This window comes from Hydrogenophaga sp. T2 (assembly GCF_049843535.1).
Lineage (GTDB): Bacteria > Pseudomonadota > Gammaproteobacteria > Burkholderiales > Burkholderiaceae_C > Hydrogenophaga > Hydrogenophaga crocea.
Genome location: NZ_JBBHZJ010000003.1, coordinates 411,588 through 437,818, shown reverse-complemented (window position 1 = coordinate 437,818; position 26,231 = coordinate 411,588). Strand labels below are relative to the sequence as shown.

At 69.4% G+C, this 26,231-nt stretch carries 24 protein-coding genes and 1 pseudogene; 14 read left to right on the top strand and 11 right to left on the bottom strand.

Annotated elements, in window-relative coordinates; genetic code table 11:
• Positions 1-157: 157 nt before the first annotated feature.
• Genes WDZ95_RS09095 through WDZ95_RS09075 form a run of 5 tightly spaced genes read right to left on the bottom strand, consistent with a single transcriptional unit; the run spans position 158 to position 6,324 of the window.
• Positions 158-1,495: an ABC transporter substrate-binding protein gene (locus tag WDZ95_RS09095; protein ID WP_425777882.1), complete on the bottom strand. Its 1,338-nt coding sequence runs from the start codon at positions 1,493-1,495 to the stop codon at positions 158-160.
• A gap of 56 nt (positions 1,496-1,551) precedes the next feature.
• Positions 1,552-2,628 (bottom strand): branched-chain amino acid ABC transporter permease, encoded by a 1,077-nt coding sequence (locus WDZ95_RS09090; protein WP_166227809.1) that lies wholly within the window; start codon positions 2,626-2,628, stop codon positions 1,552-1,554.
• An 11-nt stretch (positions 2,629-2,639) separates the two neighbouring features.
• Positions 2,640-3,569 (bottom strand): branched-chain amino acid ABC transporter permease, encoded by a 930-nt coding sequence (locus WDZ95_RS09085; protein WP_166227807.1) that lies wholly within the window; start codon positions 3,567-3,569, stop codon positions 2,640-2,642.
• A gap of 11 nt (positions 3,570-3,580) precedes the next feature.
• Complete coding sequence (locus WDZ95_RS09080) at positions 3,581-4,381, bottom strand: ABC transporter ATP-binding protein (protein ID WP_166227805.1); 801 nt, start codon at positions 4,379-4,381, stop codon at positions 3,581-3,583.
• Positions 4,378-6,324 carry an AMP-dependent synthetase/ligase gene (locus WDZ95_RS09075; protein WP_425777879.1) on the bottom strand — a complete coding sequence of 649 codons (1,947 nt, stop codon included), beginning with the start codon at positions 6,322-6,324 and terminating at the stop codon, positions 4,378-4,380. The genes WDZ95_RS09080 and WDZ95_RS09075 overlap by 4 nt, the downstream gene beginning before the upstream one ends.
• Before the next feature lie 109 nt (positions 6,325-6,433).
• On the opposite strand from WDZ95_RS09075, the gene WDZ95_RS09070 reads away from it, so the two are divergent.
• The 10 genes from WDZ95_RS09070 (at position 6,434) to WDZ95_RS09025 (ending at position 17,506) form a co-directional block, all read left to right on the top strand.
• Positions 6,434-7,150: a Crp/Fnr family transcriptional regulator gene (locus WDZ95_RS09070; RefSeq protein WP_425777877.1), complete on the top strand. Its 717-nt coding sequence runs from the start codon at positions 6,434-6,436 to the stop codon at positions 7,148-7,150.
• Positions 7,151-7,264: 114 nt separating this feature from the next.
• Positions 7,265-7,675, top strand: coding sequence for a hypothetical protein (locus WDZ95_RS09065; protein WP_425777875.1), 411 nt, complete (start codon positions 7,265-7,267; stop codon positions 7,673-7,675).
• Positions 7,676-7,716: 41 nt separating this feature from the next.
• Complete coding sequence (locus tag WDZ95_RS09060; protein ID WP_425777873.1) at positions 7,717-8,829, top strand: pseudouridine synthase; 1,113 nt, start codon at positions 7,717-7,719, stop codon at positions 8,827-8,829.
• 54 nt (positions 8,830-8,883) lie between these two features.
• On the top strand, positions 8,884-10,137 hold the full coding sequence (locus WDZ95_RS09055; RefSeq protein WP_425777871.1) for an alpha/beta hydrolase: 1,254 nt from the start codon (positions 8,884-8,886) through the stop codon (positions 10,135-10,137).
• A gap of 107 nt (positions 10,138-10,244) precedes the next feature.
• Complete coding sequence (gene htpG / locus WDZ95_RS09050) at positions 10,245-12,113, top strand: molecular chaperone HtpG (protein ID WP_425777870.1); 1,869 nt, start codon at positions 10,245-10,247, stop codon at positions 12,111-12,113.
• A gap of 99 nt (positions 12,114-12,212) precedes the next feature.
• Positions 12,213-13,652: a class I SAM-dependent methyltransferase gene (locus tag WDZ95_RS09045; RefSeq protein WP_425777868.1), complete on the top strand. Its 1,440-nt coding sequence runs from the start codon at positions 12,213-12,215 to the stop codon at positions 13,650-13,652.
• Complete coding sequence (locus WDZ95_RS09040) at positions 13,649-14,974, top strand: sensor histidine kinase (RefSeq protein WP_425777866.1); 1,326 nt, start codon at positions 13,649-13,651, stop codon at positions 14,972-14,974. The genes WDZ95_RS09045 and WDZ95_RS09040 overlap by 4 nt, the downstream gene beginning before the upstream one ends.
• Positions 14,971-16,122, top strand: coding sequence for a hybrid sensor histidine kinase/response regulator (locus tag WDZ95_RS09035; RefSeq protein WP_425777864.1), 1,152 nt, complete (start codon positions 14,971-14,973; stop codon positions 16,120-16,122). Before WDZ95_RS09040 ends, WDZ95_RS09035 begins: the two co-directional genes overlap by 4 nt.
• Positions 16,119-17,078 (top strand): response regulator, encoded by a 960-nt coding sequence (locus tag WDZ95_RS09030; RefSeq protein ID WP_425777862.1) that lies wholly within the window; start codon positions 16,119-16,121, stop codon positions 17,076-17,078. The genes WDZ95_RS09035 and WDZ95_RS09030 overlap by 4 nt, the downstream gene beginning before the upstream one ends.
• A gap of 95 nt (positions 17,079-17,173) precedes the next feature.
• Complete coding sequence (locus WDZ95_RS09025; RefSeq protein ID WP_425777860.1) at positions 17,174-17,506, top strand: hypothetical protein; 333 nt, start codon at positions 17,174-17,176, stop codon at positions 17,504-17,506.
• 49 nt (positions 17,507-17,555) lie between these two features.
• On the opposite strand, the gene WDZ95_RS09020 is transcribed toward WDZ95_RS09025, so the two are convergent.
• The 3 genes from WDZ95_RS09020 to WDZ95_RS09010 form a co-directional block, all read right to left on the bottom strand.
• The gene (locus WDZ95_RS09020) at positions 17,556-17,984 is read right to left on the bottom strand and encodes an organic hydroperoxide resistance protein (RefSeq protein WP_166227786.1); all 429 of its coding nucleotides are present in this window, start codon (positions 17,982-17,984) and stop codon (positions 17,556-17,558) included.
• Between the two features lie 60 nt (positions 17,985-18,044).
• Complete coding sequence (locus WDZ95_RS09015; protein WP_166227784.1) at positions 18,045-18,494, bottom strand: MarR family winged helix-turn-helix transcriptional regulator; 450 nt, start codon at positions 18,492-18,494, stop codon at positions 18,045-18,047.
• A 204-nt stretch (positions 18,495-18,698) separates the two neighbouring features.
• A complete protein-coding gene (locus tag WDZ95_RS09010) occupies positions 18,699-19,721 on the bottom strand; it encodes a serine/threonine protein kinase (protein WP_166227782.1) in 1,023 nt (340 codons plus the stop codon).
• 57 nt (positions 19,722-19,778) lie between these two features.
• Between WDZ95_RS09010 and WDZ95_RS09005 the strand changes: the two genes are divergently transcribed.
• The 4 genes from WDZ95_RS09005 (at position 19,779) to WDZ95_RS08990 (ending at position 23,515) form a co-directional block, all read left to right on the top strand.
• Positions 19,779-20,663 (top strand): methyltransferase, encoded by an 885-nt coding sequence (locus tag WDZ95_RS09005; RefSeq protein WP_166227780.1) that lies wholly within the window; start codon positions 19,779-19,781, stop codon positions 20,661-20,663.
• A 110-nt stretch (positions 20,664-20,773) separates the two neighbouring features.
• Positions 20,774-21,964 carry a cation:proton antiporter gene (locus WDZ95_RS09000; RefSeq protein WP_166227777.1) on the top strand — a complete coding sequence of 397 codons (1,191 nt, stop codon included), beginning with the start codon at positions 20,774-20,776 and terminating at the stop codon, positions 21,962-21,964.
• Positions 21,965-21,971: 7 nt separating this feature from the next.
• Complete coding sequence (locus tag WDZ95_RS08995; protein WP_166227775.1) at positions 21,972-23,096, top strand: YbdK family carboxylate-amine ligase; 1,125 nt, start codon at positions 21,972-21,974, stop codon at positions 23,094-23,096.
• A gap of 161 nt (positions 23,097-23,257) precedes the next feature.
• Positions 23,258-23,515, top strand: coding sequence for a hypothetical protein (locus tag WDZ95_RS08990; RefSeq protein WP_166227773.1), 258 nt, complete (start codon positions 23,258-23,260; stop codon positions 23,513-23,515).
• 13 nt (positions 23,516-23,528) lie between these two features.
• Here the strand turns inward: WDZ95_RS08990 and WDZ95_RS08985 are convergent, their stop codons facing one another.
• The 3 genes and pseudogenes from WDZ95_RS08985 to WDZ95_RS08975 form a co-directional block, all read right to left on the bottom strand.
• A complete protein-coding gene (locus WDZ95_RS08985) occupies positions 23,529-24,320 on the bottom strand; it encodes a hypothetical protein (RefSeq protein ID WP_166227771.1) in 792 nt (263 codons plus the stop codon).
• A 119-nt stretch (positions 24,321-24,439) separates the two neighbouring features.
• Positions 24,440-25,258 (bottom strand): annotated as a pseudogene (locus tag WDZ95_RS08980) (ABC transporter permease).
• A gap of 4 nt (positions 25,259-25,262) precedes the next feature.
• Positions 25,263-26,198, bottom strand: coding sequence for an ATP-binding cassette domain-containing protein (locus tag WDZ95_RS08975; protein WP_166227767.1), 936 nt, complete (start codon positions 26,196-26,198; stop codon positions 25,263-25,265).
• Positions 26,199-26,231: the final 33 nt, after the last annotated feature.

Below are 26,231 nucleotides of genomic sequence, written 5' to 3'. Positions count from 1 at the left end.
CCTTGGGGACCATTTGCAAGGGCAGCGCGCCGCCCTTGCAGATGACGCCGCGAACGCCAGCCACCTCAATCGAGGGACACCGCGGAACCGGCTTTGCCGGGCCGCAGGTGTCACCCCCTCGAGGGGGTCGCGCAAAGCGCGGCGGGGGTGTTCCCTGTCAGCTGCTGCAGTCGGACGCTTCGCGGCGGCTCATCTTCTTGTCGGCCAGGTACTTGTCGGCGCCGGCCTTCACCATGGGCTTGATGATCTGTTCATCGGCCTGCATGAAGTCGGAGCTGAAGTTCCACTTGGCGCCGTCCCAGGTGTGCACGCGCGCCCAGGTCGAACCCATGTGGTCGTTGCACGAGGTGGACAGCGGGCGCATCACGCCGGCAAAGCCCAGCGCGTCGAGCTTCTTCTGGTCGAGCGCCAGGTTCTCCAGGCCCCAGCGCACCTGCTCGCCGGTCATGACCTTGCCCTTGCCGAAACGCTCCTGGGCACGGCGCACGGCCTCGACGCTGAGCATCTGGATGATCACGCCGCGGGTGTACAGCACCGAGCCCACCTCATCCTTCGGGCCCGTGCCCTGACCCTTGTCATGCACGTGCTTGAGGATGTCCTGGATCACCTTGGGCTGCGTGCCCGAGGTGTTGAGCGCGAGCGCGTTGTAGCCCTTGGCGCCCTGGCCCACGTCCTTCACGTCGGGTTCGGCACCGGCCCACCACACGCCGTACATCTTCTCGCGCGGGTAGCCCGTGGCCTGGGCTTCCTTGAGGGCGGTGGAGTTCATCACGCCCCAGCCCCACAGCAGCACGTAGTCGGGGCGGCTCTGGCGCACCTGCAGCCAGGCGGCCTTCTGCTCCACGCCGGGCGCGGTCACGGGAATGAGTTGCAGGTCGAAGCCGTGCATGCGCTGGCGTTCCTGCAGCAGGGGGATGGGCTCCTTGCCGAACGGCGAGTCGTGGTAGACCAGCGCGATCTTCTTGCCCTTGAGCTTGTCGAGGCCGCCTTCTTTCTGGCCGATGTGCTGGATCAGGATGTCGGCGCCGGTCCAGTAGCTGCCCATGAGCGGGAAGTTCCACTTGAAGGCGTTGCCGTCCTGCGCCACCGACAGGCCATAGCCCAGGGTGATCAGCGGGATCTTGTCGGTGGGCACCTTCTCGGTCAGCGCGAAGGTGATGCCGGTGGCCTGCGGGTCGAACAGGGCCACGCCCGGGCGGCTCTTGAGGCGCTCGTAGCATTCCACGCCGCGGTCGGTGGCGTAGCCGGTTTCGCATTCTTCGAACGTGAGCTTCACGCCGTTGATGCCGCCGTCGCGTGCGTTGATGAGCTTGATGTAGTCCTGCTTGCCGTTGGCCCAGGGCGTGCCGTTGGGGGCGTAAGGCCCGGTGCGGTACGACAGCAGCGGGAAGAACTGCTCCTTGGCCTGCGCTTGCGCTTGGGCGCTGGTGGTGACCAGCGCGGACATCCCGGTCGCCACGGCGGCGACAGCGAGGATCAGTTGACGAAGCTTCATGGTTTGTCTCCTGGTTGGAAGGAAGGACGCGGACGGAAAAACGGGAGCGGGCTTGCTCAGTGCGGGAAGGGCCACAGGCGCAGCTTCTGCTTGCCGATGGACCACAGACGAGCCAGCCCGTGCGGCTCGACGATCAGGAACCAGACGATCAGGCCGCCGAACACCATGAGTTCGACGTGCGAGACCGCGGCAGTGGACATGGTCATGCCGAACAGGCCGGCGATCTCGGGCAGCACCTGGTTGAGCACGATGGGCAGCACCACGATGAAGCCGGCGCCGAAGAAGGCGCCCATGATCGAGCCCAGGCCGCCGATGATCACCATGAACAGCAGGCGGAAGGACACGTCGACACCGAAGGCGGCCGGTTCCCAGGCGCCCAGGTAGACGAAGGCCCAGAGGCCGCCGGCCACGCCGATGATGAAGCTGCTCACCGCGAAGGCCGTGAGCTTGGCGTACATGGGGCGGATGCCGATCACCGCCGCGGCCACGTCCATGTCGCGGATGGCCATCCACTCGCGGCCGATGGCCGAGCGCACCAGGTTCTTCGCGAGCAGCGCGAGCACCACCAGCACCGCGAGGCAGAACAGGTACTTGCTCACCGCGCTCTCGATCGGCAGGCCGAAGACCTGCAGGTTGTTCACCGACACCGAGCCCGAGGGCGAGTCGTTCACGAACCACTTCACGCGCAGGAACATCCAGTCGGCGAAGAACTGCGCGGCCAGTGTGGCCACCGCGAGGTACAGGCCCTTCACGCGCAGGCTGGGCAGGCCGAACAGCACGCCGAACACGGTGGCGCACAGGCCACCGAGCAGCAGCGCCGGGATCAGCGGCATGCCGGGAATGCGCACGAAGAAGTTGTAGGCCATGTAGGCGCCCACCGCCATGAAGGCCCCCGAGCCCAGCGTGATCTGGCCGCAATAGCCCACGAGGATGTTCACCCCGAGCGCGGCGAGCGACATGATCAGGAAGGGGATCAGGATCGCGCGCATCAGGTAGTCGCTCGCGAGCATGGGCACCGCGAGGAAGGCGAAGGCGATGAGCGCGAGGATGAGCCAGCGGTCCTGTGCGATCGGGAAGATCTGCTGGTCGGCGCGGTAGGAGGTCTTGAACTGACCGTTTTCCCTGTAGAACATGTGTCAGTACCTCAGACGCGGTCGATGATCTTCTCGCCGAACAGACCTTGCGGGCGGAAGAGGAGGAAGACGAGGGCCAGCACGTAGGCGAACCAGATCTCGATGCCACCGCCCACGAAGGGGCCGATGTAGACCTCGGAGAGCTTCTCGCCCACGCCGATGATCAGGCCGCCGATGATGGCGCCGGGCACCGAGGTGAGGCCGCCCAGGATCACCACGGGCAGGGCGCGCAGCGCCAGCGTGGTGAGCGAGAACTGCACGCCGAGCTTGGAGCCCCAGATGATGCCGGCCACCAGCGCGGTGATGCCGGCCACGAACCACACGATCACCCAGATGCGGTTGAGCGGGATGCCGATGGACTGCGCCGCCTGGTGGTCGTCGGCCACGGCGCGCAGGGCGCGGCCGGTGCTGGTCTTCTGGAAGAACAGCGAGAGCGTGGCCACCAGCAGCGCGGCGATGCAGGCCGCGTACACGTCTTCGAGGTTCACGAGCACGCCGCCCTGGAAGGTGCTCTCGAACAGGAACACCGGGTCCTTGGGCATGCCCACGTTGATGGCGTAGATGTTGGAGCCGAACAGGGTCTGGCCCAGGCCGTCGAGGAAGTAGGTGATGCCCAGCGTGGCCATGAGCAGCGTCACGCCCTCCTGGTTCACCAGGTGGCGCAGCACCAGGCGTTCGATCAGCCAGGCCACGACCCACATCAGCGCACCCGCGAGCACGAAGGCGATGACGTTGGCGAGCACGCGGTTGTCGATGCCGATCCACTGCGGCACCCACTCGGCGAAGCGCGCCATCGCGAGCGCCGCGAACAGCACCATCGCGCCCTGCGCGAAGTTGAAGACGCCCGAGGCCTTGAAGATGAGCACGAAGCCCAGCGCCACGAGCGAATAGAGCATGCCGGCCATGAGGCCGCCGAAAAGTGCTTCGAGGAAGAAAGCCATGGTCTGTTGCCTCAGTGGGAGGTGCCGAGGTAGGCGCTGATGACCTCCTCGTTGCTGCGCACCTCCTGCGGGGTGCCGTCGCCGATCTTCTTGCCGTAGTCGAGCACCACCACGCGGTCGGAGATGTCCATGACCACGCCCATGTCGTGCTCGATCAGCACGATGGTGGTGCCGAACTCGTCGTTGACGTCGAGGATGAAGCGGCTCATGTCCTGCTTCTCCTCGAGGTTCATGCCGGCCATGGGCTCGTCGAGCAGCAGCATGCGCGGCTCCATGGCGAGCGCGCGGCCCAGGTCGACGCGCTTTTGCAGGCCGTAGGGCAGGGTGCCCACGGGCGTCTTGCGGTAGGCCTGGATCTCGAGGAAGTCGATGATGTGCTCGACGAACTCGCGGTGCTGTTCTTCTTCCTTCTGCGCGCCGCCCAGGCCGAAGGGGTTGCGGAACGCCTGCGACAACAGACCGCTTTTGATGCGCAGGTTGCGCCCGGTCATGATGTTGTCGATCACGCTCATGCCCTTGAACAGCGCCAGGTTCTGGAAGGTGCGCGCGATGCCCATCTCGGCCACCTGGCGGCTGTTCATGTGCTTGAAGGTCTGGCCGCGGAAGCTGATCGAGCCCTCTTGCGGCTGGTACACGCCGTTGATGCAGTTGAGCATGGAGCTCTTGCCGGCGCCGTTGGGGCCGATGATGGCGCGCACCTCGTGCTCGCGCACGTTGAAGCTGATGTCGGTCAGGGCCTTGACGCCGCCGAAGCGCAGGCTGATGTTCTTCACGTCGAGGATGACCTCGCCGATCTTCTTGCTATCGCTCATGCAGCGGCCTTCACGGGGGCAAAGGTCTTGGCGTCGCGGATCTGCAGCGTGGCGCTGACCGAGCCGGTGCGGCCGTCCTCGAACTTGACCTGGGTTTCGATGTACTGCTCGCTCTGGCCGCCGTAGAGCGCGTCGACCAGCACCTGGTACTTGTCGCCGATGAAGCCGCGGCGGACCTTGTTGGTGCGCGTGAGTTCGCCGTCGTCGGCGTCGAGCTCCTTGTGCAGCACCAGGAAGCGGCTGATCTGGCTGCCCGCGAGCAGCGTGTCGCGCGCCAGGTCGGCGTTGACCTGCTCCACGCATTCCTGGATCAGCGCGTACACCTCGGGCTTGCTCGCGAGGTCGGTGTAGCCGGTGTAGGGCAGGTTGCGGCGCTCGGCCCAGTTGCCCACGGCCTCGAAGTCGATGTTGATCATCACGCAGACCTTCTCGCGCTGGTCGCCGAAGGCCACGGCTTCCTTGATGTGCGAGAAGAACTTGAGCTTGTTCTCGACGTACTTGGGCGCGAACATGGCGCCGTCGTGCGCGCCGCCCTTGAGGCGACCCACGTCCTTCACGCGGTCGATGATCTTCAGGTGGCCGCTGGCGTCGATGAAGCCGGCGTCGCTGGTGTGGTACCAGCCGTCGGCGGTGAGCACCTCGGCCGTGGCCTGCGGGTTCTTGTAGTAGCCCTTGAGCAGACCAGGCGACTTCACCAGGATCTCGCCGCTCTCGCTGAGCTTGATCTCCACGCCCTCGCAGGGCACGCCCACGGTGTCGGCGCGGGCCTCGTTGTCGGGCTGCAGGCAGACGAACACCGCGGTCTCGGTGGAGCCGTAGAGCTGCTTGAGGTTGATGCCGATGGAGCGGTAGAAGCTGAACAGGTCGGGGCCGATGGCCTCGCCCGCGGTGTAGGCCACGCGCACGCGGCTCAGGCCCAGGTTGTTGCGCAGCGGGCCGTAGACCAGCCAGTCGCCCAGGCGGTACTTGAGGCGGTCGAGCAGGCCCACGGGCTTGCGGTCCATCAGGTCGGGGCCCACGCGGCGCGCGAGCGCCATGCAGGTGTGGAACAGCTTGCGCTTGAGCGCGCCCGCGTCTTCCATGCGGATCATCACGCTGGTGAGCAGGCCCTCGAACACGCGCGGCGGCGCGAAGTAGTAGGTGGGGCCGATCTCTTTGAGGTCGATGGTGACGGTGCCGCTGCTCTCGGGGCAGTTCACCACGTAGCCCGTGACCAGCCACTGCGCGTACGAGAAGATGTTCTGGCCGACCCAGGCCGGCGGCAGGTAAGCCAGCACCTCGTCCTGTGGGCCGAGCTTGTCGAAGCGCGAGCCCGCGGCCGCGCGGTCGAGCAGCGAGCGGTGGGTGTGCACCACGCCCTTGGGGTTGCCCGTGGTGCCGCTGGTGAAGAACATGGCGGCCACGTCGTCGGGCTGGCCCTGGGCCACCTGCTGCGCGAACAGGCCGGGGTGGGCCTGGGCGTGCGTGCGGCCGGCCTCGATCAGCGCGTCCAGGCTGTGCAGGCCGGGCTGGTCGTAGTTGCGCAGGCCGCGCGGGTCGTCGTAGTACACGTGGGTCAGCGCCGGGCACTGCTCGCGCACCTCGAGCATCTTGTCGACCTGTTCCTGGTCTTCGACGATGGCGAAGCGCACCTCGGCGTTGGTGAGCGGGAACACGCACTCGGCGGCCACCGCGTCCTGGTAGAGCGGCACGGGGATGGCGCCCAGCGACTGCGCGGCCAGCATGGCGGCGTACAGGCGCGGGCGGTTGGCCCCGATGACCACCAGGTGCTCGCCGCGCTGCAGCCCGGCCTGGTGCAGGCCGCAGGCGACCGCCTCGACGAGTTGCGCCATCTGCGACCAGCTCGTGGTCTGCCAGATGCCGTACTCCTTCTCGCGCATGGCCGGCGCGTCGGGCCGTTGCCGGGCGTGCTCCAGCAGGCGCTGGGGGAACGTGGACTGCATGCCGTGTGTCTCCTGTGCGGGATCCGTTGCTGCGCATGGTAGGCGCCGCTTTGACGTCGTGTTGTCGGTTCGACGACAATCCAGGGTCTACCCTGCTAGGACTTTCCCCATGTTCCCTGCCCGGCGCGGCTCCATCCGCGAACGCGCGCGTCGGCCCACGGTGGCCGAGCTCGACAGCATCCCCTGGTTGCCGCAACTCTCGGGCGAGGCGCGCGATCGCGCGATCGATGCGCTCGAGGTGGGCATGGCCGAGGCGGGCGACACCATCTGCCGCTTCGGCCGGCCCGTGACGCTGTGGTTCGGCCTGATCGACGGCCTGCTCAAGATGAGCAACGACGACTCGCAGGGCCCGGCCATCACCTTCACGGGCGTGGCCCCGGGCGGCTGGTTCGGCGAGGGCACGGTGCTCAAGCACGAGCATTACCGCTACAACATCCAGGCCTTGCGGCCGAGCCTGATCGCGGGCCTGCCGGTGGAGACCTTCGACTGGCTGCTCGACCACTCGATCGGCTTCAACCGCTTCGTGATGCACCAGCTCAACGAGCGCCTGGGCCAGTTCATCGCGGCGCGCGAGATCGACCGCCTCAACAACCCCGACCTGCGCGTGGCGCGCAACCTGGCCGCGCTGTTCCATCCGCTGCTCTCACCCAACGTTGGCGGGGTGCTGCGCATCACGCAGCAGGAGCTGGCCTACCTCGTGGGCCTGTCGCGCCAGCGCGTGAACGAGGCGCTGCGCACGCTGCAGGCCAAGGGCTGGATCCGCATCGAGTACGGCGGGCTGCGCGTGCTCGATCTGCAGGCGCTGCGCTCGGGCGATCTGGGGTAGGTGCAGAGCGCGCCGGCACGGTGGGCTTCTCCTACACGGCGCGCCGCGTTTGTCCGACGGCGCGGCCCCCACCCGCTGCCGAAGATGGGGCCTCAGCAACCACCGGAGGCCCACATGACCACCAAGACCCTCACCGCCCTCGCCCTGTGTGCCGCTTCGGCCATCGCCGCCGCGCAGACCGCACCGGCCTCGGCGGCCATGACCAAGGCCGAATACAACGCGGCCAAAGAGCGCATCGAGATGAACCACAAGAACGCCAAGAAGGCCTGCGACACCTTGAAGGACAACGCCAAGGACGTTTGCCAGGAAGAGGCCAAGGGCAAGGAGCGCGTGGAAAAGGCCGAGCTCGAGAACCAGTACAAGCCCTCGCCGGGCCATGCGCGCAAGCTCGAAGAGGTGAAGGCCGACACGGCCTACGCGATCGCCAAGGAGAAGTGCGAAGACCAGGCCGGCGACGCCGAGAAGGTGTGCAAGGCCGACGCCAAGGCCGCGCACGAACGCGCCATCAAGGCCACCAAGGGCTGAGTGACGGGCTGAACCGGGGGCGGTGAGCGGACAATCCCGCCATGGCCTCCGATTCCCCCAAGCGCACCCTGTCCCTCAAACCCGCGGCGCCCCAGCCGCCCGCCGACCCCCGTGCCCCGCGCCGCCCGCCGGTGCGGCCGCGGGGGCCGGCGCGCGCCCGGCCCATGAGCGCGGCCCAGCCGCCCGCGCCCCCGGCCGCGCCCCGCTCGACCCCCGCGGCCCCGCCCGCCGCGGCCCCGAAACGCAAGACCACACCCCAGGCCACGCCGGCCGCTCCGATCGATCCCGCCGAGGCGCGGGCCCGGGCGCTGGCCGTGCTGGCCCGCTCCGCCGCCCCGCCGCCGCCCGCGGCGGCGCGCGAGCCCCTGCCGCCGCGCGAAGGCACGCGCCTGAACAAGCGCATGGCCGAACTGGGCCTGTGCTCGCGCCGCGAAGCCGACGACTGGATCGGCCAGGGTTGGGTGCTGGTGGACGGACAGGTGGCCCAGATGGGCCAGCCGGTGCGCGACGACGCCCGCATCGAGATCCTGCCCGAGGCGCGGGAATCGCAGGGCGAGCGCGTGACCATCCTGCTGCACAAGACCATGGGCTACGTGAGCGGCCAGCCCGAAGACGGCCACCCCGCCGCGGTCTCGCTGGTGCAGTCGCGCAGCCGCTGGAAAGAAGACCGCGGCCCGCGCCGCTTCTCGCCCGCGCAGCTCAAGGGCCTGGCGCCTGCGGGCCGGCTCGACATCGATTCCACCGGTCTGCTGGTGCTGACCCAGGACGGCCGCGTGGCGCGCGCCCTGATCGGCGAAGACAGTGGTGTGGAAAAGGAGTACCTGGTGCGCGTGGTGTGGGCCCCCAACGGCCCGCGCGCGCCCGGCGTGGTGGAGCAGGACGTGCAGTCGGTGTTCCCGCCCGAGCGCCTGGCCCTGCTGCGCCACGGCCTGTCGCTCGACGACCAGCCGCTCAAACCGGCCCAGGTCGACTGGCTCAACCCCGAGCAGCTGCGCTTCGTGCTCACCGAGGGCAAGAAGCGCCAGATCCGCCGCATGTGCGAGGCCGTGGGCCTGCACGTGGTGGGCTTGAAGCGCGTGCGCATCGGCCGCGTGCTGCTGGGCAAGCTGCCGCCGGGTCAGTGGCGCTACCTGCAGCCCGACGAGCACTTCTGACACCGCCGGTCTGACGGGCTCAGGGCCGCGGGAGGCGCGTGGCCACAATGGGCCATGGCCCGCCCACCCTCACCCCCCCCACCCGGCCGGCCGCGGCACCTGCGTGCGGGCGACCTGCGCGCGCTGGCCCAGCTGGCCACCCAGGCCACGCTGGGCGTCATCGGCATCACCGAGGGCGTGCACCAGGCCGTGCGGCACCGCGTCGGCCTGCCCGCGGGCGCGGCCGAGGGGCGCACCGGCGGCCTGACCGGGCGCGTGTACGGCGCCGTGCGTGGCGTCGCGCATGGCCTGGGCAGCGGCATCGACGGCGCGCTGCGTGCGCTGCTGCCCTTGCTCGACCGGCCCGCCGAGGCCGACGCCGACTCGCCCGCGCGCGAGGCCGTGCTGGCAGCGCTCAATGGCGTGCTCGGCGACCGCCTGGTGGCGCTGGGCAACGGCCTGGCCCAGCCCATGGAGCTGCGCGAGGGCGGGCGCGTGCTGCCGCTGCGCGTCGACGGCCCGGCCGACCCCGCCGCGTTGCGGTTGCAGCGCCCCACGCCCCACCTGCTGCTGATGCTGCACGGCCTGTGCATGAACGATCTGCAGTGGCGCCGCGGCGGCCACGACCACACCGAGGTGCTGGCCCAGGCGCTGCAGGCCACGCCCGTGCACCTGCGCTACAACAGCGGCCTGCCGATCGCGGCCAACGGCCGCGCGCTGGCCGAGCGGTTGGAGTGCCTGCTGTCGGTTTGGCCGGCAGCGCTGCAGGGCATCACGCTGGTCGGCCACAGCATGGGTGGCCTGCTGGCGCGCAGTGCCATGCACGCGGGGCAGCGCGCCGGACACCGCTGGCCGCACCGGGTGCGCCACCTGGTGTTCCTGGGCACGCCGCACCACGGCGCACCGCTGGAGCGCGCGGGCCATGGCGCCGATCTGCTGCTCGCCTCGTCGCCGTTCTCGGCCCCGCTGGCGCGCCTGGGCCGGCTGCGCAGCGCGGGCATCACCGACCTGCGCCACGGCCAGGTGCGCGCTGCCGACGAGGCCGCGCCCGAGGCGCCCCTGCCGCTGCCCGAGGGCGTGGTCTGCCTGGCCATCGCGGCCTGCCTGGCTTCGCGCCGCGACCTGCTGGCCGACCGGCTGGTGGGCGACGGCCTGGTGCCGCTGCGCAGCGCGCTGGGCGAGCACGACGACCCCGCGCGCCGGCTCGTCTTCGCGCGCGGCAACCAGCGCGTGGTCTACCGCACCGGCCATCTCGACCTCCTGTCCAGCCCCGCCGTGGCCGATCAGTTGCGGCGCTGGCTGGCGCCACCCGACGCGTCGGCCGGGTGAGCCGCGCGGGCGGCGTACCCGGCTCTTGAAAAACCTGGGCCGCATCCCCAGATGCGCCGCGGCTTGTGCCCAGGCGGGCGTTTTCCCTCTCCCTCACCATTCCAGCCATGAGCAAACAGACCCATTCCTTCCAGGCCGAGGTGGCCCAGCTGCTGCACCTCGTGACGCATTCGCTGTACTCCAACCCCGACATCTTCCTGCGCGAGCTGGTCTCCAACGCCTCGGACGCCTGCGACAAGCTGCGCTTCGAGGCCCTGAACAACGCCGCGCTCTACGAGGACGCGCCCGAGCTCCAGGTGCGCGTGGCCTTCGACAAGGCCGCCCGCACCATCACCATCACCGACAACGGCATCGGCATGAGCGCGCAGGAGGCGATCGACCACCTGGGCACCATCGCCAAGAGCGGTACGCGCGATTTCGTGAGCAAGTTGAGCGGCGACCAGAAGTCCGACGCCCAGCTCATCGGCCAGTTCGGCGTGGGCTTTTATTCGGGCTTCATCGTGGCCGACCGCATCGTGGTGGAGAGCCGCCGCGCGGGCCTGCCCGCGGCCGAGGGCGTGCGCTGGAGCAGCGGCGGCAGCGGCGACTTCGAGGTCGAGGCGATCGAGCGCGCCGAGCGCGGCACCAGCGTCATCCTGCACCTGCGCGAGGACAAGACCGAGTACCTCAACCACTGGAAGCTCAAGACCATCATCGAGCGCTACAGCGACCACATCAGCCTGCCCATCCGCATGCAGGCCGAGACCTGGGACGCCGAGAAGAGCGAGTACGTGACCAAGCCCGAGTGGGAGACCATCAACTCGGCCAACGCGCTCTGGTCGCGCCCCAAGAAGGACGTGAGCGACGAGCAGTACACCGAGTTCTACAAGACCCTGAGCCACGACAGCGAGGCGCCCCTGGCCTGGAGCCACAACCGCGTGGAAGGCAGCACCGAGTACACGCAGCTGCTCTACATCCCCGCGCACGCGCCGCACGACCTGTGGAACCGCGACCGCAAGGCCGGCATCAAGCTCTACGTCAAACGCGTGTTCATCATGGACGAGGCCGAGAGCCTCATGCCGGCCTACCTGCGCTGGGTCAAGGGCGTGGTGGACTCGGCCGACCTGCCGCTCAACGTGAGCCGCGAGCTGCTGCAGGAAAGCCGCGACGTGCGCGCCATCCGCGAGGGCAATACGCGCCGCGTGCTCGCCATGCTCGACGAGCTCAGCAAGGACGGCGAGAAGTACGCGAAGTTCTATGCCGCCTTCGGCGCCGTGCTCAAGGAAGGCCTGGGCGAAGACTTCGCCAACCGCGACAAGATCGCCAAACTGCTGCGCTTTGCAAGCACCACGCAGACCGACACCACCGCGCTCGCCGACTACAAGGCGCGCATGAAGGACGGCCAGAAGGCCATTTACTACCTCACGGCCGAGACCCTGGCCGCCGCCCGCAACAGCCCGCAGCTCGAGCTGTTCCGCCAGAAGGGCATCGAGGTGCTGCTGATGGCCGACCGCGTGGACGAGTGGGCGCTGTCCTTCCTGACCGAGTTCGACGGCACGCCGCTGCAGAGCGTGGCCAAGGGCGCGGTCGACCTGGGCGACCTGCAGGACGAAGCGGAGCGCAAGGCCGCGGAGGAAGCGGCCGAGGGCTTCAAGCCGGTGCTCGAGAAGCTGCGCGAAAGCCTCAAGGACAAGGCCAAGGACGTGCGCGTGAGCTCGCGCCTGGTCGACTCGCCGGCCTGCCTGGTGGTGGCCGACGGCGACTACTCGCTGCAGCTCGCGCGCCTGCTCAAGCAGGCCGGTCAGCAGGCGCCCGAGGTCAAACCCATCCTCGAGATCAACGCCGGCCACCCGCTGGTCAAGCGCCTCGAGGGCTCGGCCCATTTCGACGACCTCGCGCAGGTGCTGTTCGATCAGGCGCTGCTCGCCGAGGGCGGTCTGCCCGAAGACCCGGCGGCCTATGTGCGGCGCGTGAACGGCCTGCTCACGCAGGCGTGAGCAAGAAGTTGAAACAGGGGGCGAGGTCTTCACTACACTCGCCTCTGGTTCGGCGCGGGATCCGCGACGCCTGAACAACGTCCGCAGATCAGATCAGCCGTGCAATTCCAGCGCCCCTACGATCCAGCCATTTCTTTTCGCAACAGCCAGGGTGAAGCGGCCCGGGGCACGCTCACCAGCGTGCAGCGCCGCGCCCTGGTGATGGAGATCTACAACCCGTACTCCATCGTGCAGGTGAGCGAGGTGCTGAGCGAGCTCACCATCCGCTCGGGCGACCAGGCGCTGTACAAGGGCAAGGCCGTGGTGGTGGGCATGCTCAACACCGGTCTCATGGCCGTGGTGTCGGTGGCGCTCACGGACGAATGGTCCGACCTCAATGCCGTGGCGCACGGCAACGTCGATCAGGTGCGCCACGAAGCCCAGCGCTTCGTGCAGGACTGGGAAGAGCGATTCAAGGTTCGCCACACGTACCAGGTGGCCATCAGCGAGTTTCGCGCCTTCCTCGCCGAGACGGCCCGCTGGGTCGATCAGGCCGACCTCGCGGCCTCGCTGCCCAAGGCGCCCGATGGCCGCCTGCAGGAAGACGTGTTCGCGTCCATGGCCGAGCCGCTGATGGTCAAGGGCAAGGAGTTCCTGGTGCGGCTCGAGGCCGAGGCCGCGAGCCTGCCCGAAGAAGACGCACCGCTGCACCGCGCCTTTGCCCAGGCCGCGCTGCACCCGCTGCTGCTGCGTGCGCCCTTCGTGTGGCGCACCTTCACGAAGCCGCTGGGCTACGCGGGCGACTACGAAATGGTCAACCAGATCCTGGGCGATCCGCGCCAGGGCAACAGCACCTACTTCCAGATCGTCAATGCCATGTTCCTGCGCGCGGCCGTGGCCCAGGCCCACCGCAACCGCATCGAACTGCTCATGGCTTTTCTGGGGCGCGCGGCGGATGCGGCCGAGCGCGAAGGGCGGCCGTTGCGCATCCTGAACGTGGGCTGCGGCCCGGCGATCGAGGTGCAGCGCATGCTCGCCAGCGGGCGCGACCTGTCGCGCCTGCATTTCACACTGGTCGACTTCAGCCGCGAGACGCTCGACTACACCCGCGCGCGCATCGAGGAAGCTTCACGTGCCCATGGCCGCAGCGTGTCGGTCGACTACGTGCACGAGTCGGTGCACGACCTGCTCAAGCGCCCGGCCCGCCAGGCGCCCGCGACGCCGGGCGAAGGGCACGACGTGGTGTACTGCGCCGGCCTGTTCGATTACCTGTCCGACAAGGTCTGCAACCGGCTCATGCGCTACTTCCTGCACAGCTGCAACCCGGGCGCGCGTCTGCTGGTGACCAACGTGCACGCCGACAACCCCGAACGCTTCGGCATGGAGCACCTGCTGGAGTGGCACCTGATCTACCGCGACCACGCGCAGATGCGGGCGATCATTCCCGAGGTCGACGGACCGGTCGAGCTCTACACCGACGACACCGGCGTCAACGTGTTCGCAGAGTTTGGTGCGCCCCTGGCCGTGTCCCCGGCTTCGACCCCCGAGCGCACCGCATGAACGCGCCGGCCGCGCAGGACTACCAGGAAGAGCTGGCGGACTTTCGCGTCACCTACAGCCGTGCGGGCTGCATCACGTCCATCGTGCTGGTGCTGGGCGGTGTGGGCCTCGATCTCTCGAGCTACCCCGCCTACTGGCGCGAATTCCTGGCCGCGCGCGTGGGCGTTGCGCTGGCCACCGCGTTCATCTTCGGCCTGCTGTTCACCGGCTTCGGCCGCCGCCACGTGCGCGTGCTCACCATGGTCTGGCTGCTGCTGCCGCAGGCCATGATCGCCGGGATGATCCAGCAGACCGACGGGGTCGAGTCGATCTACTTCGTGGGCCTGCACCTGGCGCTGTACGCGGTGGGCATCATCCTGCCCATCAGCTTCTTCGAGTCGGTGAGCTTCGGTCTGGTCACGCTGGGCCTGTACCTGCTGGCCTGTGTGTTCAATGCCAATGACGTGATGCACACCGGCATGCTGACCACCAATGCGCTGTTCATCCTGTTCTCGGCCGCGGCGGCGGCGGTGTGCACCTGGTTCAACGAGCGCGCCCGGCTGCGCCTGTTCTCGCTGCAGCGCGAGGTGCGCGCGAAGAACGCGTCGCTGGTCGAGATCAACCAGACCCTTACCGAGGTCAAGGGCCAGCTGGTGCACCGCGAGAAGATGGCGGCGATCGGCACGCTGTCGGCCGGCCTGCTGCACGAGCTGAACAACCCGGTGAACTTCAGCCTCATGGCCATCGACATGGGCCGCCAGCTGCCCGCTGCCCAGCAAGATCCGATGCTCGCCGAAAGCCTGGCCGACGCGCGCGAAGGCCTGGTGCGCATCCAGAACATCGTCACCGACCTCAAGACCTTTGCGTACCAGAAGCCGGGCGGCGACAGCCTGCGCCCCTTCCTGTTCGAGAACGCGGTGCGCTCGGCGGTGCGGCTCGCCGGCTTCGACCTCAAGGACGTGGCCGTGCGGCTCGATTTGCCGCAGGACACGCACGTGCTCGGCGACGAGCCCGCGCTGATCGGCGTGATGATCAACCTGCTGAGCAACGCCGCGCACGCGGTGCGTGTGGCCCAGCGCGACAAGCCCGAGGTGGTGGTGAAGGCCGTGATCGAGGGCGATCGCATGCACGTCACGGTGCGCGACAACGGTCAGGGCATCCTGCCCGATAACCTCGAACGCGTCTTCGAGCCCTTCTTCACCACGCGCGACGTGGGCAGCGGCCTGGGCCTGGGCCTGAGCATCAGCTATGGCATCGTGCAGCGCCACGGCGGCACCCTGAGCGTGCGCAGCGAACACGGCGCCTGGACCGAGTTCCACTTCGACCTCGGGAGGCCGGTGTGAACGCGCCCGGGCCGATCGACGCCCACGCCGTGCTGCTGGTGGACGACGAGGCGCAGGCCTGCAAGTGGTTCGCGCGCCGCTATGGCGACGAATTCACCGTGCTCACCGCCAGCGGCATGGAAGAGGCCCTGGCGGTGCTGGCCGCGCGCGGCAGCGAGGTGGCGGTGCTCATGACCGACTACCGCATGCCGCGCCACACCGGCGTGGACCTGCTCGCCGCGGCCAGCGGCTCGCACCCGCACGTGGTGCGCGTGCTCATGTCGGCCTACGCCGACAAGGACGTGGCGCTGCAGGCGGTGAACCTGGGCCGGGTCGAGCACATCCTGGAGAAACCGCTCGACGAACCGCTCACGCGGCAGGTCTTGCGCCAGGCCCTGGCCACGGCGCGCCAGCGCGCCCACGAGCGCGCGCTGGGCGAGCGCCGCGCCGCCATGCTGCGCGAGACGCTGGGTTTTCTCGCGCACGAGGTGCGCACCCCGCTCGCCACCGTGAGCGGCTACCTCGCCGCGCTGCGCGACCGCGCCAGCGGTGGCGACGCCGCCACCGGCGCGCCCCTGCCCGACGCCGCGCCCGGCGACACCCTGCGCATGATCGAGGCCGCCCAGCGCCGCGCCGAGTATGCGCAGTCGCTGGTCACGAGCTTCGTCAACACCGCGCGCGAGGCCTACCGGCCCGACAGCCAGGCCTCGCTCACGGCCGGCGATCTGGTGCGCGCGGCGCTGCACGACTACCCCTTCGAGCCCGGCGAGCGCGATCGGCTGCACACCGCACTCGACGCCGACTTCCCCGTGCCCGCGCGCCAGCGCGACCTGCTGTACCTGGTGCTCTGCACGCTGATCAAGAACGCGCTGCAGGCCCAGCGGGGCCAGGCGCAGCCCACCCCGCGCATCGAGCTGGCGCTGTGCCGCACGCCGCGGCCGAGCCTGCGCGTGATCGACAACGGCCCCGGCCTGCCCGCCGAACTGAAAGACCGGCTCACGCTCCAACCCGTGGCATCGGGCTCGGGCGGCACGGGCATGGGCCTGCTGTTCTGCCGGCGCGTGATGACATCGATCGGCGGCGACATCGCCGTGGGCGACACCGAAGGCGGCGGCGCGACGGTGACGCTCCTGTTTCCCGAGACAAGACCAGTGGAGGTTTCCCCGTGACCCGCAACAAGATCCTGTACGTCGATGACGAGGCGATGGCGCTCAAGTACTTCGAGCGCCTCGTGAGTCCGCTCGCGCCGGTGCTCACCGCCACCTCGGTGGACGAAGGCCGGGCGTTGCTCGACGCCCATGCCGGCGAGATCGCCGTGCTCGTGAGCGACCAGCGCATGCCCGGTGCGCGCGGCAACGAGCTGCTGCGGCACGCGCGCGAGCGCCACCCCGCGGTGGTGCGCATGCTCACCACCGCGTACTCCGACATTGGCGAGGCCATCGAGGCCATCAACAGCGGCGAGATCTACCGCTACATCGCCAAGCCCTGGGAACTCGAACACCTGCGCGCCGACCTGCGCAACGCGCTCGAGCTGGCCGCCTTGCGCGCCGAGCGCGACGGCCTGCTGCGCGAGAAGCTCATGGTGGAGCAGGCCCGTCTGCTGGGCCAGCGCATCGCGCAGCTCACGGCGGTGGCCGCGGCGCTGGGCCGTGGCGGCCACGAGGCCGCGGTGCACGCGTATGTGCGGGCCGCGCTGGCGGCCGGTGCGGCCTCGCCCGCGGTCGACTGGCGGCGCTGGGACCACGCCGAGCTGCTGTCCGCCGAGGGCGAACGCGCGGTGCAGCTGGTGGACCAGGTGCGCCAATGGTGGGCCCTCTGGGGTGCACCGCCCGCCGGGGGAGACGAACGCCTCGGTGTGCTGGCGAACGCGCTCGGCCTCAGCGCTTCGGGCGGATCGCTGGCCCTGCCCGGGCCGGCCGTGCTCACCGCCGTGCTCGGCGCCGAACCCGGGTCGGCGATCGGCGCGGCCGACAGCGCCTGTCTGGCCTGGTTGTTGTGGGTGGAAGGGGCCGCGCAGCTGCGCGTGGCCGGCGCGCACATCGATGTGGTGCCGGCCGAAGCCCAGGCGCCCCGGCGTGGCTGGCTGGCCGACGCCATCGAGGCCGCCGTGCCGCAGGCCGCCTGAGACCCGACCGGCGGGTGGGGGCAGCACGGCCCCCTCGGAACCCCGGGGGGTGTGGGCGGTCACAATGGGGCCGACCACGATCGCAGGAGTTCACCATGGCCCGTTTTCCCATTGTCAGCCGCGCCGCGACGGTGCTGGCCATTGCCGCGCTCGCGGGTTGCAGCAGCGTGGGCGTGGGCATCGGCATCCCCGTGGGGCCGATCTCGATCGGCGTCGGTGCCAGCAACAACGGCGTGAGCCTGGGCGTGGGCACCGGGGTGGGGCCGGTTGGTGTGGGGGTGGGGGTGGACCAGCGCGGCCGCGTGAGCGCCGGGGCCGGGGTGGGCGCCAGCACCGAGATCGGCAACAGCGGTGTGCGCGCCGGCGTGGGGGTGGGCACGAGCACCGTGATCCACGACCCGAACGCGCGGCCCGAGGTGCCGCGCTGAACGAAAAAAACCGCCGGAGCCGGCGGTTTTTTTTCGGGGCTGCGGCGGCTCAGACCAGGGTCAGCGTCACCGGGATGTTGCCGCGCGTGGCGTTGGAGTAGGGGCAGACCTGGTGCGCGGTGTCGATCAGGTCCTGGGCCACGGCGCGGTCCAGGCCGGGCAGGCTGATGTTGAGGCGGGCCGCGATGCCGAAGCCCTGCGGGATGGGGCCGATGTCCACTTCTGCGTCGATCGAGGCGTTGGCCGGCACGGCCACCTTCTTCATGCCCGCCACGTGCTTGAGCGCGCCCATGAAGCAGGCCGAGTAGCCGGCGGCGAACAGCTGCTCGGGGTTGGTGGCGTTGCCCGCGCCGCCCATGGCCTTGGGCGGCGAGAGTTTCACGTCCAGCAGGCCGTCGTCGCTGCGCGAGCTGCCCTCGCGGCCCCCGGTGGTGTGGGCACGGGCGGTGTAGACGACTTTGTCGAGTTGCGTGGGCATGGTGAGCTCCTGAGGGTTGTGCCGCACGGGCGGCGGCGTTGGGGAAAAGGGTGATCGGGGTCAGGCACTGAGGCGGTCGCGCAGGGCGCGCACCTCGCGGGTGAGGGCCAGCGCTTCGCTGACCGAGCATTGCGCGGCGTCGAGCACACAGGGCGGGATGCGCGCGGCGCGCGTGCGCAGGCGGCGCCCCGCGGGCGTGAGGCGGATGCGCACGCGGCGCTCGTCGTCGACATCGCGCAGGCGCACCAGGTACTCGGCGGCCTCGAGCCGCTTGAGCAGCGGCGTGAGCGTGCCCGAGTCGAGGTGCAGCCGCTCACCGAGGGCGGAGACGGTCATGCCGTCTTCCTCCCAGAGCGCGAGCATCGCGATGTACTGCGGGTAGGTCAGGCCCAGTTCGTCGAGCCAGGGCTTGTAGAGCTTGGTCATGGCCAGCGAAGCCGAGTACAGCGCGAAACAGAGCTGGTGATCGAGCTTGAGCAGGTCGTCGGCAGATGGGCGTGCGCTTGACATGGGGCGTATTGTTGAGAGCAATTAGATTGCGTGCAATTGAATCGCACAAATCCCATATTGCAGGCAGGGGCAAGCGGATCGCGATCGTCTTCGTCCGGGCGTGGCTGGGGCCTTCACCGGGCGCGGAGGCGACCGGCGCGAACCATTCTGCCCAAGGCCGCAGGCGGGTACCGGGAGAAAGTGTTTCCGGCGTTGACCGGGATGTCAGGCCACGAGCGGCGGCTCGGCCATGGCGTCGATCTGCTCGCGCAGCAGGCGCACCTGGCCCCGCCAGTGATCGGGGTGGCCGAACCAGGGGAAGTTGGGCGGGAAGCTCGGGTCGTCCCAGCGGCGGGCGATCCAGGCGTTGTAGTGGATCAGGCGCAGCGTGCGCAGCGGCTCGATCAGCGCGAGCTCGCGGCGGTCGAAGTCGCGGAACTGCTCGTAGCCGTCGAGCAGGGCGCTCAGCTGCAGCGTCTGCTGGTGGCGATCGCCCGACAGCAGCATCCACAGGTCCTGCACGGCGGGGCCGCTGCAGGCGTCGTCGAGGTCGACGAAGTGCGGGCCCGCGCCGGGCAGGCCCTCGGGCGTCCAGAGGATGTTGCCCGGATGGCAGTCGCCGTGCAGGCGGATGCAGGCCGGGCCATCGGGCAGGGCCTCGCCACGCAGCACCGCGTGCCGCTCCACCCGGGTCACGGCCTCGGCCGCCACTTCGCGCCATTCGCGCTGCACCTCCAGCGGCACCACATCGTGTTCGGCCAGCCAGGCCAGGGGTTCGTGCGCCATGCGCTGCACGTCCAGGCGCGGCCGGTGGCGGAAGGATCCGGCCGCGCCCACGGTGTGCAGCCGCGCGAGGAAGCGGCCGATCCATTCGAGCACCTCGGGGTCGTCGAGCTCGGGCCGGCGGCCGCCGCGGCGCGGGCTGGCGGCCCAGAAGAAGCCGGCGTGCTCGTGCAGCGAACGGCCCTGGGGGGTCAGTGGCGCCACCACGGGCACTTCGGCGGCCGCGAGTTCGGCCGCGAAGGCGTGCTCTTCCCCGATCTGCACCGCATTCCAGCGCTGCGGCCGGTAGAACTTGGCCACCACCGCGCCGTGCCCGTCGAAGTCGGGCTCGAGCATCACCTGGTAGACGCGGTTCTCGAAGCTGTTGAGGGTGGTCAGGCGGCCGTCGCCGCGCAGGCCCGCGGCATCGAGCGCGTCGAGCACCACGTCGGGGGTGAGTTGTTCGAATGGGTGGGAAGCGGACATGGTCTTGCGGCGGTGGAACGCGATTGTCCCCGCAGCGGCTCACCTATCATCGCCGCCATGTCCGCCGCGTCCCGCACGAAGAACCCGCGCCCGCCCGCGCCCAGCTTGCAGCAGCAGTTGCCCGAGCTGCGCGAGGGCCAGTCCATCGCCCTCTTGCAGGAGCTGCACATCCTCACGCGCGAGGGCAAGCTCAACCAGGACACGCGGCGTAAGCTCAAGCAGGTCTACCACCTGGTGCAGTTCATCGAGCCGCTGCTGGCCGAGGTGCTCGACGAGCAGGGCGACGTGCTGCTGGCCGATCACGGCGCGGGCAAGTCCTATCTCGGCTTCATCCTGTACGACCTCGTGCTGCGTCCGCGCGGCGCGGGCCGCGTGCTGGGTGTCGAGGCGCGCAGCGAGCTGGTGGAAAAGTCGCGCGCGCTGGCGGCGCAACTGGGCTTCGAGCGCATGCAATTTCTGGCCGGCACGGTGCAGCAGGCCATCACCGACGCCGAACTGCCGGCGCGCATCGACGTGGTGACCGCGCTGCACGCCTGCGACACCGCCACCGACGACGCGATCGACTTCGCGCTCGCGCGCGATGCGCGCCACCTGGTGTTGGTGCCGTGCTGCCAGGCCGAAGCCGCGAGCGTGATGCGCCAGCACAAGGCCTTGTCGCTCAAACGCACGCCGCTGGCCGAGCTCTGGCGCCACCCCTTGCACACGCGCGAGTTCGGCAGCCAGATCACCAACGTGCTGCGCTGCCTGCGCCTGCAGGCCCATGGTTACGATGTGACGGTGACCGAACTCGTGGGCTGGGAGCACTCGATGAAGAACGAACTGATCCTGGCACGTAGAATGCCCCACGACCGCCATGGACAGCGCGAGCACGCGCGACAGCGGCTGCTGCAAATGCTCGACACGTTCGGCTTGCAAGACCTCCAGACCCGCTTCGCGGTCTGATTCGCGGTGGCCTGCACGGCCGCCATCCGATGAACGCCGGCCCCCCGGGGCCGCTCGCCCGCGCCGCCGGCCCCGCCGGTGCGCATGGGCGTATTGCCGGAGACGCATCCTTGGTCCAGACCGATTTCGCTTTTCTGTTGCAGGCCATCGCCTGGCCGCTGGCGCTGCTGATCGCCTGGGTCGCGGGCGAGTGGCTGCTCGAGCGCTGGCACGTGCCCCGGGTCACGAGCTATGTGGCGGTGGGCCTGATCGGCGGCCTGATCAACCTGCCCGGGCTCACCACCGACATCCCGGGCCTGCCCTTCCTGGCCAACGTGGCGCTCGCGCTGGTGCTGTTCGAGCTCGGCTACCGCATGAACCTGCGCTGGTTCCGCCACAACCCCTGGGTGCTGGTGCTGGGCGTGGTCGAGTCGCTGGCCACTTTCGGCGTCGTGTACTGGGTGTCGGGCTGGTTCGCCCTGCCGGTCGACCACCGCCTGATCATCGCCTCGCTGTCCATCTCGGCCTCGCCCGCGGGTGTGCTGCGCGTGGCCAACGAGTTGCGCAGCACCGGGCAGGCCACCGAGCGCGTGCTGCACCTGTGCGCCATCAACTGCCTGATGTCGGTGCTGGCGCTCAAGCTGGTGGTGGCCTACTGGACGCTGTCCACCTCGGGCGACATCGTACTCGCGGCTTTCAACAGCGTGCACGTGGTCGGCACTTCAATCGCGGTGGGCGGCCTGCTGGGCGTGGCGGTGTCCTGGATGCTGCGGCTGCGTGGCGCGCACGAGCGCGGCGTGACCGTGGTGTTCGCGCTCGCGGTGGTGCTGCTCACCACCGCGGCCTACGGGCTCATGCTGTCGCCGCTGCTGGCCGCGCTCACCTTCGGCATCGTGGCGCGCGAGCGCCGCGTTCACCTCTCGAGCGCGCAGCGCGACTTCGGCACCGCGGGTGACATGCTGTCGGTGTTCCTGTTCGTCTACATCGCCTCGCTGCTGACCTGGACCGACGTCACCCACACCTTCGTGCTCGGCGTGGTGCTGATCCTCGCGCGCACCGTCACCAAGGTGCTGTGCAACCTGGCCGCGGCACGGCTGTCGGGCATCTCGGAGCGCAAGGGCGTGCTCACCGGCCTGGCACTCACGCCCATGTCGGCCTTCGCCATCCTGCTCATCGAGCAGACCCGCCTCTACGGCTTCGAGCCCGCGGTGCAGGTGCTGGCGGCCCTGGCCGGCATGATGCTGCTGCAGGAGCTGTTTGGCCCCGTCGTCACGCAGCGTTCGCTGATGGCCGCGAACGAAACCCACGTGACCAAGGAGTGATGCCCCCATGCCGTTGGAAACCTTCAAGGCCTCCGATTCGCTGACCATGGGCGTGGAGCTCGAACTCCAGCTCGTCAACAGCTACGACCACGACCTCTCCAGCAGCGCCAACGACCTGCTCGATCTGCTCGCGCGCAAGCCCTTCCCGGGCACCGTCACGCCCGAGATGACGCAGAGCATGATCGAGATCGCGACCGGCGTGCACACCGAGCACGGGCCCCTGCTCAAGCAGCTGCAGGACATCCGCGACACCCTGGTGGGCGCGGGCGACCGCCTCAACATCGAGCTCGCGGGCGGGGGCACGCACCCGTTCCAGCGCTGGTTCGAGCAGCGCATCTTCGCCAAGCCGCGCTTCCACCAGCTTTCGGGGCTCTACGGCTACCTCGCCAAGCAGTTCACCGTGTTCGGCCAGCACGTGCACATCGGCTGCAGCTCGCCCGACGAAGCGCTGTTCCTGCTGCACTCGCTCAACCGCTACGTGCCGCACTTCATCGCGCTGTCGGCTTCGTCGCCGTTCTCGCAGGGGGTGGACACGCTGTTCGACTCGGCGCGCCTGAACTCGGTGTTCGCCTTTCCGCTGAGCGGGCGCGCGCCCTTCGTGCTGAGCTGGGAGGAGTTCGCCAACGTGTACTTCACCAAGATGGAGAGCACGGGCGTGGTCAAGTCCATGAAGGACTTCTACTGGGACATCCGGCCCAAGCCCGAGTACGGCACCATCGAGCTGCGCGTGTGCGACACGCCGTTGACGGTGGAGCGTGCGGCCGGCCTGGCCTGCTACCTGCAGGCCCTGTGCCGCCACCTGCTGCTGCGCACCGAACCGCCGCCCGAGGAAGACGATTACCTCGTCTACACCTACAACCGCTTCCAGGCCTGCCGCTTCGGGCTCGACGGCATGATGGTCAATCCCAAGACGCGCGAGTCGATCAGCATCCGCGAGGACGTGCTGGCCACCTTGCGCGTGATCACGCCGCACGCCCAGGCCCTCAACAGCCTGGCGGCGCTCGACGAGATCGAGCGCACCGCGGCCCGGGTGGGCAACCACGCGAGCTTCCTGCGCGCCCGTTACCAGGACAGCGGCAGCGTGGAGGCGGTTGTGCGGTCGAGCGTGGAGGCTCTGCGGCACGGACCGTGACATCCGTCACGAATGGCGCATAGGGAAGTTCCCTGCGGATGTCGGGGAATTTCCTACACGTTGCATGGCAAAGCACCGACTTAACCCGGCGGGGTCGCGTCTATACAGTTTGTTTCCATCGAAACACGCCTTGTGACACCTTCTTTTCCCAGGACCGCGCCATGAACCCGTTTGCCCACCGCACCAACCCCTTCGTGATGATGCTCGACCCCGAGGCCGTGATCAGCGCCATGGAAGAGAGCAAGCCGCTTCGCAGCCTGGCTGGCCGGGTGTGCCGCCCGCTGGACAAGCCGCTGATCCCCACGCTGTTCAACACCACGATCCGCGAATTCGACGCGGCGATCGACGAAGAGGAATTCATGGACAGCGGCATCGAGGCCTACGCCGACGCCCAACCGGGCCTGAGCGCGGTTCACTGAACGTCCGCGACCCTCAGGGCCGGGCCTCGATCAGCAGCCCGTTCTGGGCGTCGAGGTCCATGCCCACCAGGGTCAGCAGGGGCCGCGGGCCGGTTGGTGAGGGCGCTGCGCCGGCCAGGCGGGCCAGCCCTTCGAACGAGGGGTTGTCGCTGAGATTGCAGCCCGTGCCCGCGAAGCAGAGCTTGAAGGATTTGAGGGACGGCGCGCCCGGCACGTCGTCCAGCCGGCCGGTGGCGTCGCAAGCCACGTCGCCCGCGGTCGGGGTGTTGCTCATGGCCAGACCGCCGTTGGCGTCGAGTTCGAGCAGGCATTCGCCCTGCAGGCCCGCCACCTGCGCCAGACCCACGTAGCTGCCCGCCCATTGCGCCAGGGGCAGCGGCGGTTCGTACGCGGTGTCGACCACCAGTGTGACCGGACCGCCGACCCCCTTGGGATCGCTCACCTCGAACGCCAGGGCCCCCGAGGGCTGCAGGCCGCCCTGCACCGTGAACTGCCGCTGGTTCGATTCGCCGCTGGCGTTCACCGCATCGAGCGGCAGCGGCGGCAGGGTGGTGCCCGTGAGCGTGAGCGTGCCGCGCACCAGGGTCGCGTCCGCGCCGGTGTGCAGCACGCCGTAGCTCAGGCCGTCGGGCGTGACCATGAGCACCGTGCCGTTGTTGGGGTCGATCCAGTGGCCCGTCAGCGTGTGGCTGGCCGGGGTGCCGGGCTCGGGCGCCGCGGTCCCCCCGCCGTCGCCGGGCGAGCCGCCGCAGGCCGCGAGGCCGCACAAGGCCCCCGCACACACGATCTTTTGAAAGCCATTCATGCCGCCGCCTGTGTCCGTGAACGGCTTACAGTGTCCGGACACGGCGCGGCGGTGCCTATCCGCCGCGCGGGGTAAACCGCGCCTTAGCCCGACTGGCCAGGCGCGGCCGAGGCAGGCCCTCAGCGCGCGAAGCGTTTGCGCGTGAGCGCGAGCGCGAGCCAGAAGGCCGCGACCGCATAGACCACCAGCACCGCAAGGTGCAGTGCGGCGTTCGTGGGCCACTGGTCCATGAACAGCGGGCGCACCAGCTGCACCGCGTGCGTGAGCGGCAGCAGGTCGGACAGCAGCAGCACCGGCGCGGGCAGCTGCTCGCGCGGGAAGAACACGCCCGACAGGAACATCATGGGCGTGAGCACCAGCGTGAAGTAGTAGCTGAAGAAGTCCTAGCCCTTGGCCAGGGCGTTGAACACCAGCGCGATGCACGAGAAGGTGATGCCCGTGGCCCAGAGCACCGGCCAGGCCACGAGCAGCTTGGGCGTGTGCGTGATGCCCAGGCCCAGCATCACCAGCATGATCACCGTGACCGTGAACAAGGCCTTGAAGCCGGCCCACAGCATCTCGGCCAGCACCACGTCGTCCAGGCTCACGGGCGCGTTGAGGATGCCGTCCCAGGTCTTTTGCACGTGCATGCGCGAGAACGCCGAGTACAGGGCCTCGAAGGTGGCCGCATTCATGGCGCTCATGCAGATGCTGCCGCTGGCCAGGAACAGGATGTAGGGCACGGCCACGGTGCCGCCCGGAGCGGGCATGTTCACCGTGCCCACCAGCGCGCCCAGGCCGTAGCCGAAGGCCACGAGCCAGATCAGCGGCTCGGCGATGTTGGCCACCACGCTCGGCAGCGCGAGCTTGCGCCACACCAGCAGGTTGCGCAGGAACACGGGCCACCAGCGGCGCGACAGGCGCGGCGGCGACCAGGGGTTGGAAGCTATGGATGCCATGGTTTCAGCCATCTTCGCGAATCTGGCGACCCGTGAGTTTGAGGAACAGGTCTTCGAGGTTGGCAGGGCGGTGCAGGGTGCGCAGCGCGTGCTGGTGGGCCAGCGCGGCCAGGATGGGCTGGGCCTGCGCCGTGTAGAGGAACACGGTCTCGCCGCTGACCTCCACGCGCGAGGCCAGCGCGCGCAGCGCCGCGTGCTCCTCGCGTTGTGCGATGTCGAGCGCGCCCGGGCCGTACACCTCCACCACGTCGGGCTCGAGGTGCTGCGCGATCAGCTCGCGCGGCCGGCCTTCGGCGATCTTGCGGCCGTGGTCGAGCACCAGCAGGCGCGAGCACAGGCGCTCGGCCTCGTCCATGAAGTGCGTGGTGAGCAGGATGCTCTTGCCCTGCTGCAGCAGCAGCTGCAGGCGCTCCCACATCAGGTGGCGCGCCTGCGGGTCGAGGCCGGTGGTGGGTTCGTCGAGCAGCAGCAGCTGCGGGTCGTTGACCAGCGCGCGCGCCAGCGACAGCCGCCGCTTCATGCCGCCTGAAAGCTCGCCCGGCCGCGCCTTGGCCTTGTGCGTGAGCGCCGCGAATTCCAGCAGGCGCGGAATGCGCTCGCGGATGGCCGCGTCGGCCAGGCCGAAGTAGCGGCCGTAGACCAGCAGGTTTTCCTCGGCGTTGAAATCGGGGTCCAGCGTGTCCATCTGCGCCACCACGCCCAGCCGCGCCTTGATCGCCAGCGCGTCGCGCGGCATGTCCAGCCCGAAGGCCGTGATGCGGCCGGCGTCGGGCGCGGTCAGGCCCAGGCACATCTTGATGGTGGTGGTCTTGCCTGCCCCGTTGGGGCCGATCACACCCAGGCACTCGCCCGGGTCGATGCGAAAGCCCAGGCCGTTGACCACCGTGGCGTCGCCGTAGCGCTTGACGAGGTCCGTGACCTCGAACAGGGGTTGCGTCATGGCCGGCATTGTGCCCGTGGCCCCATACCCCCG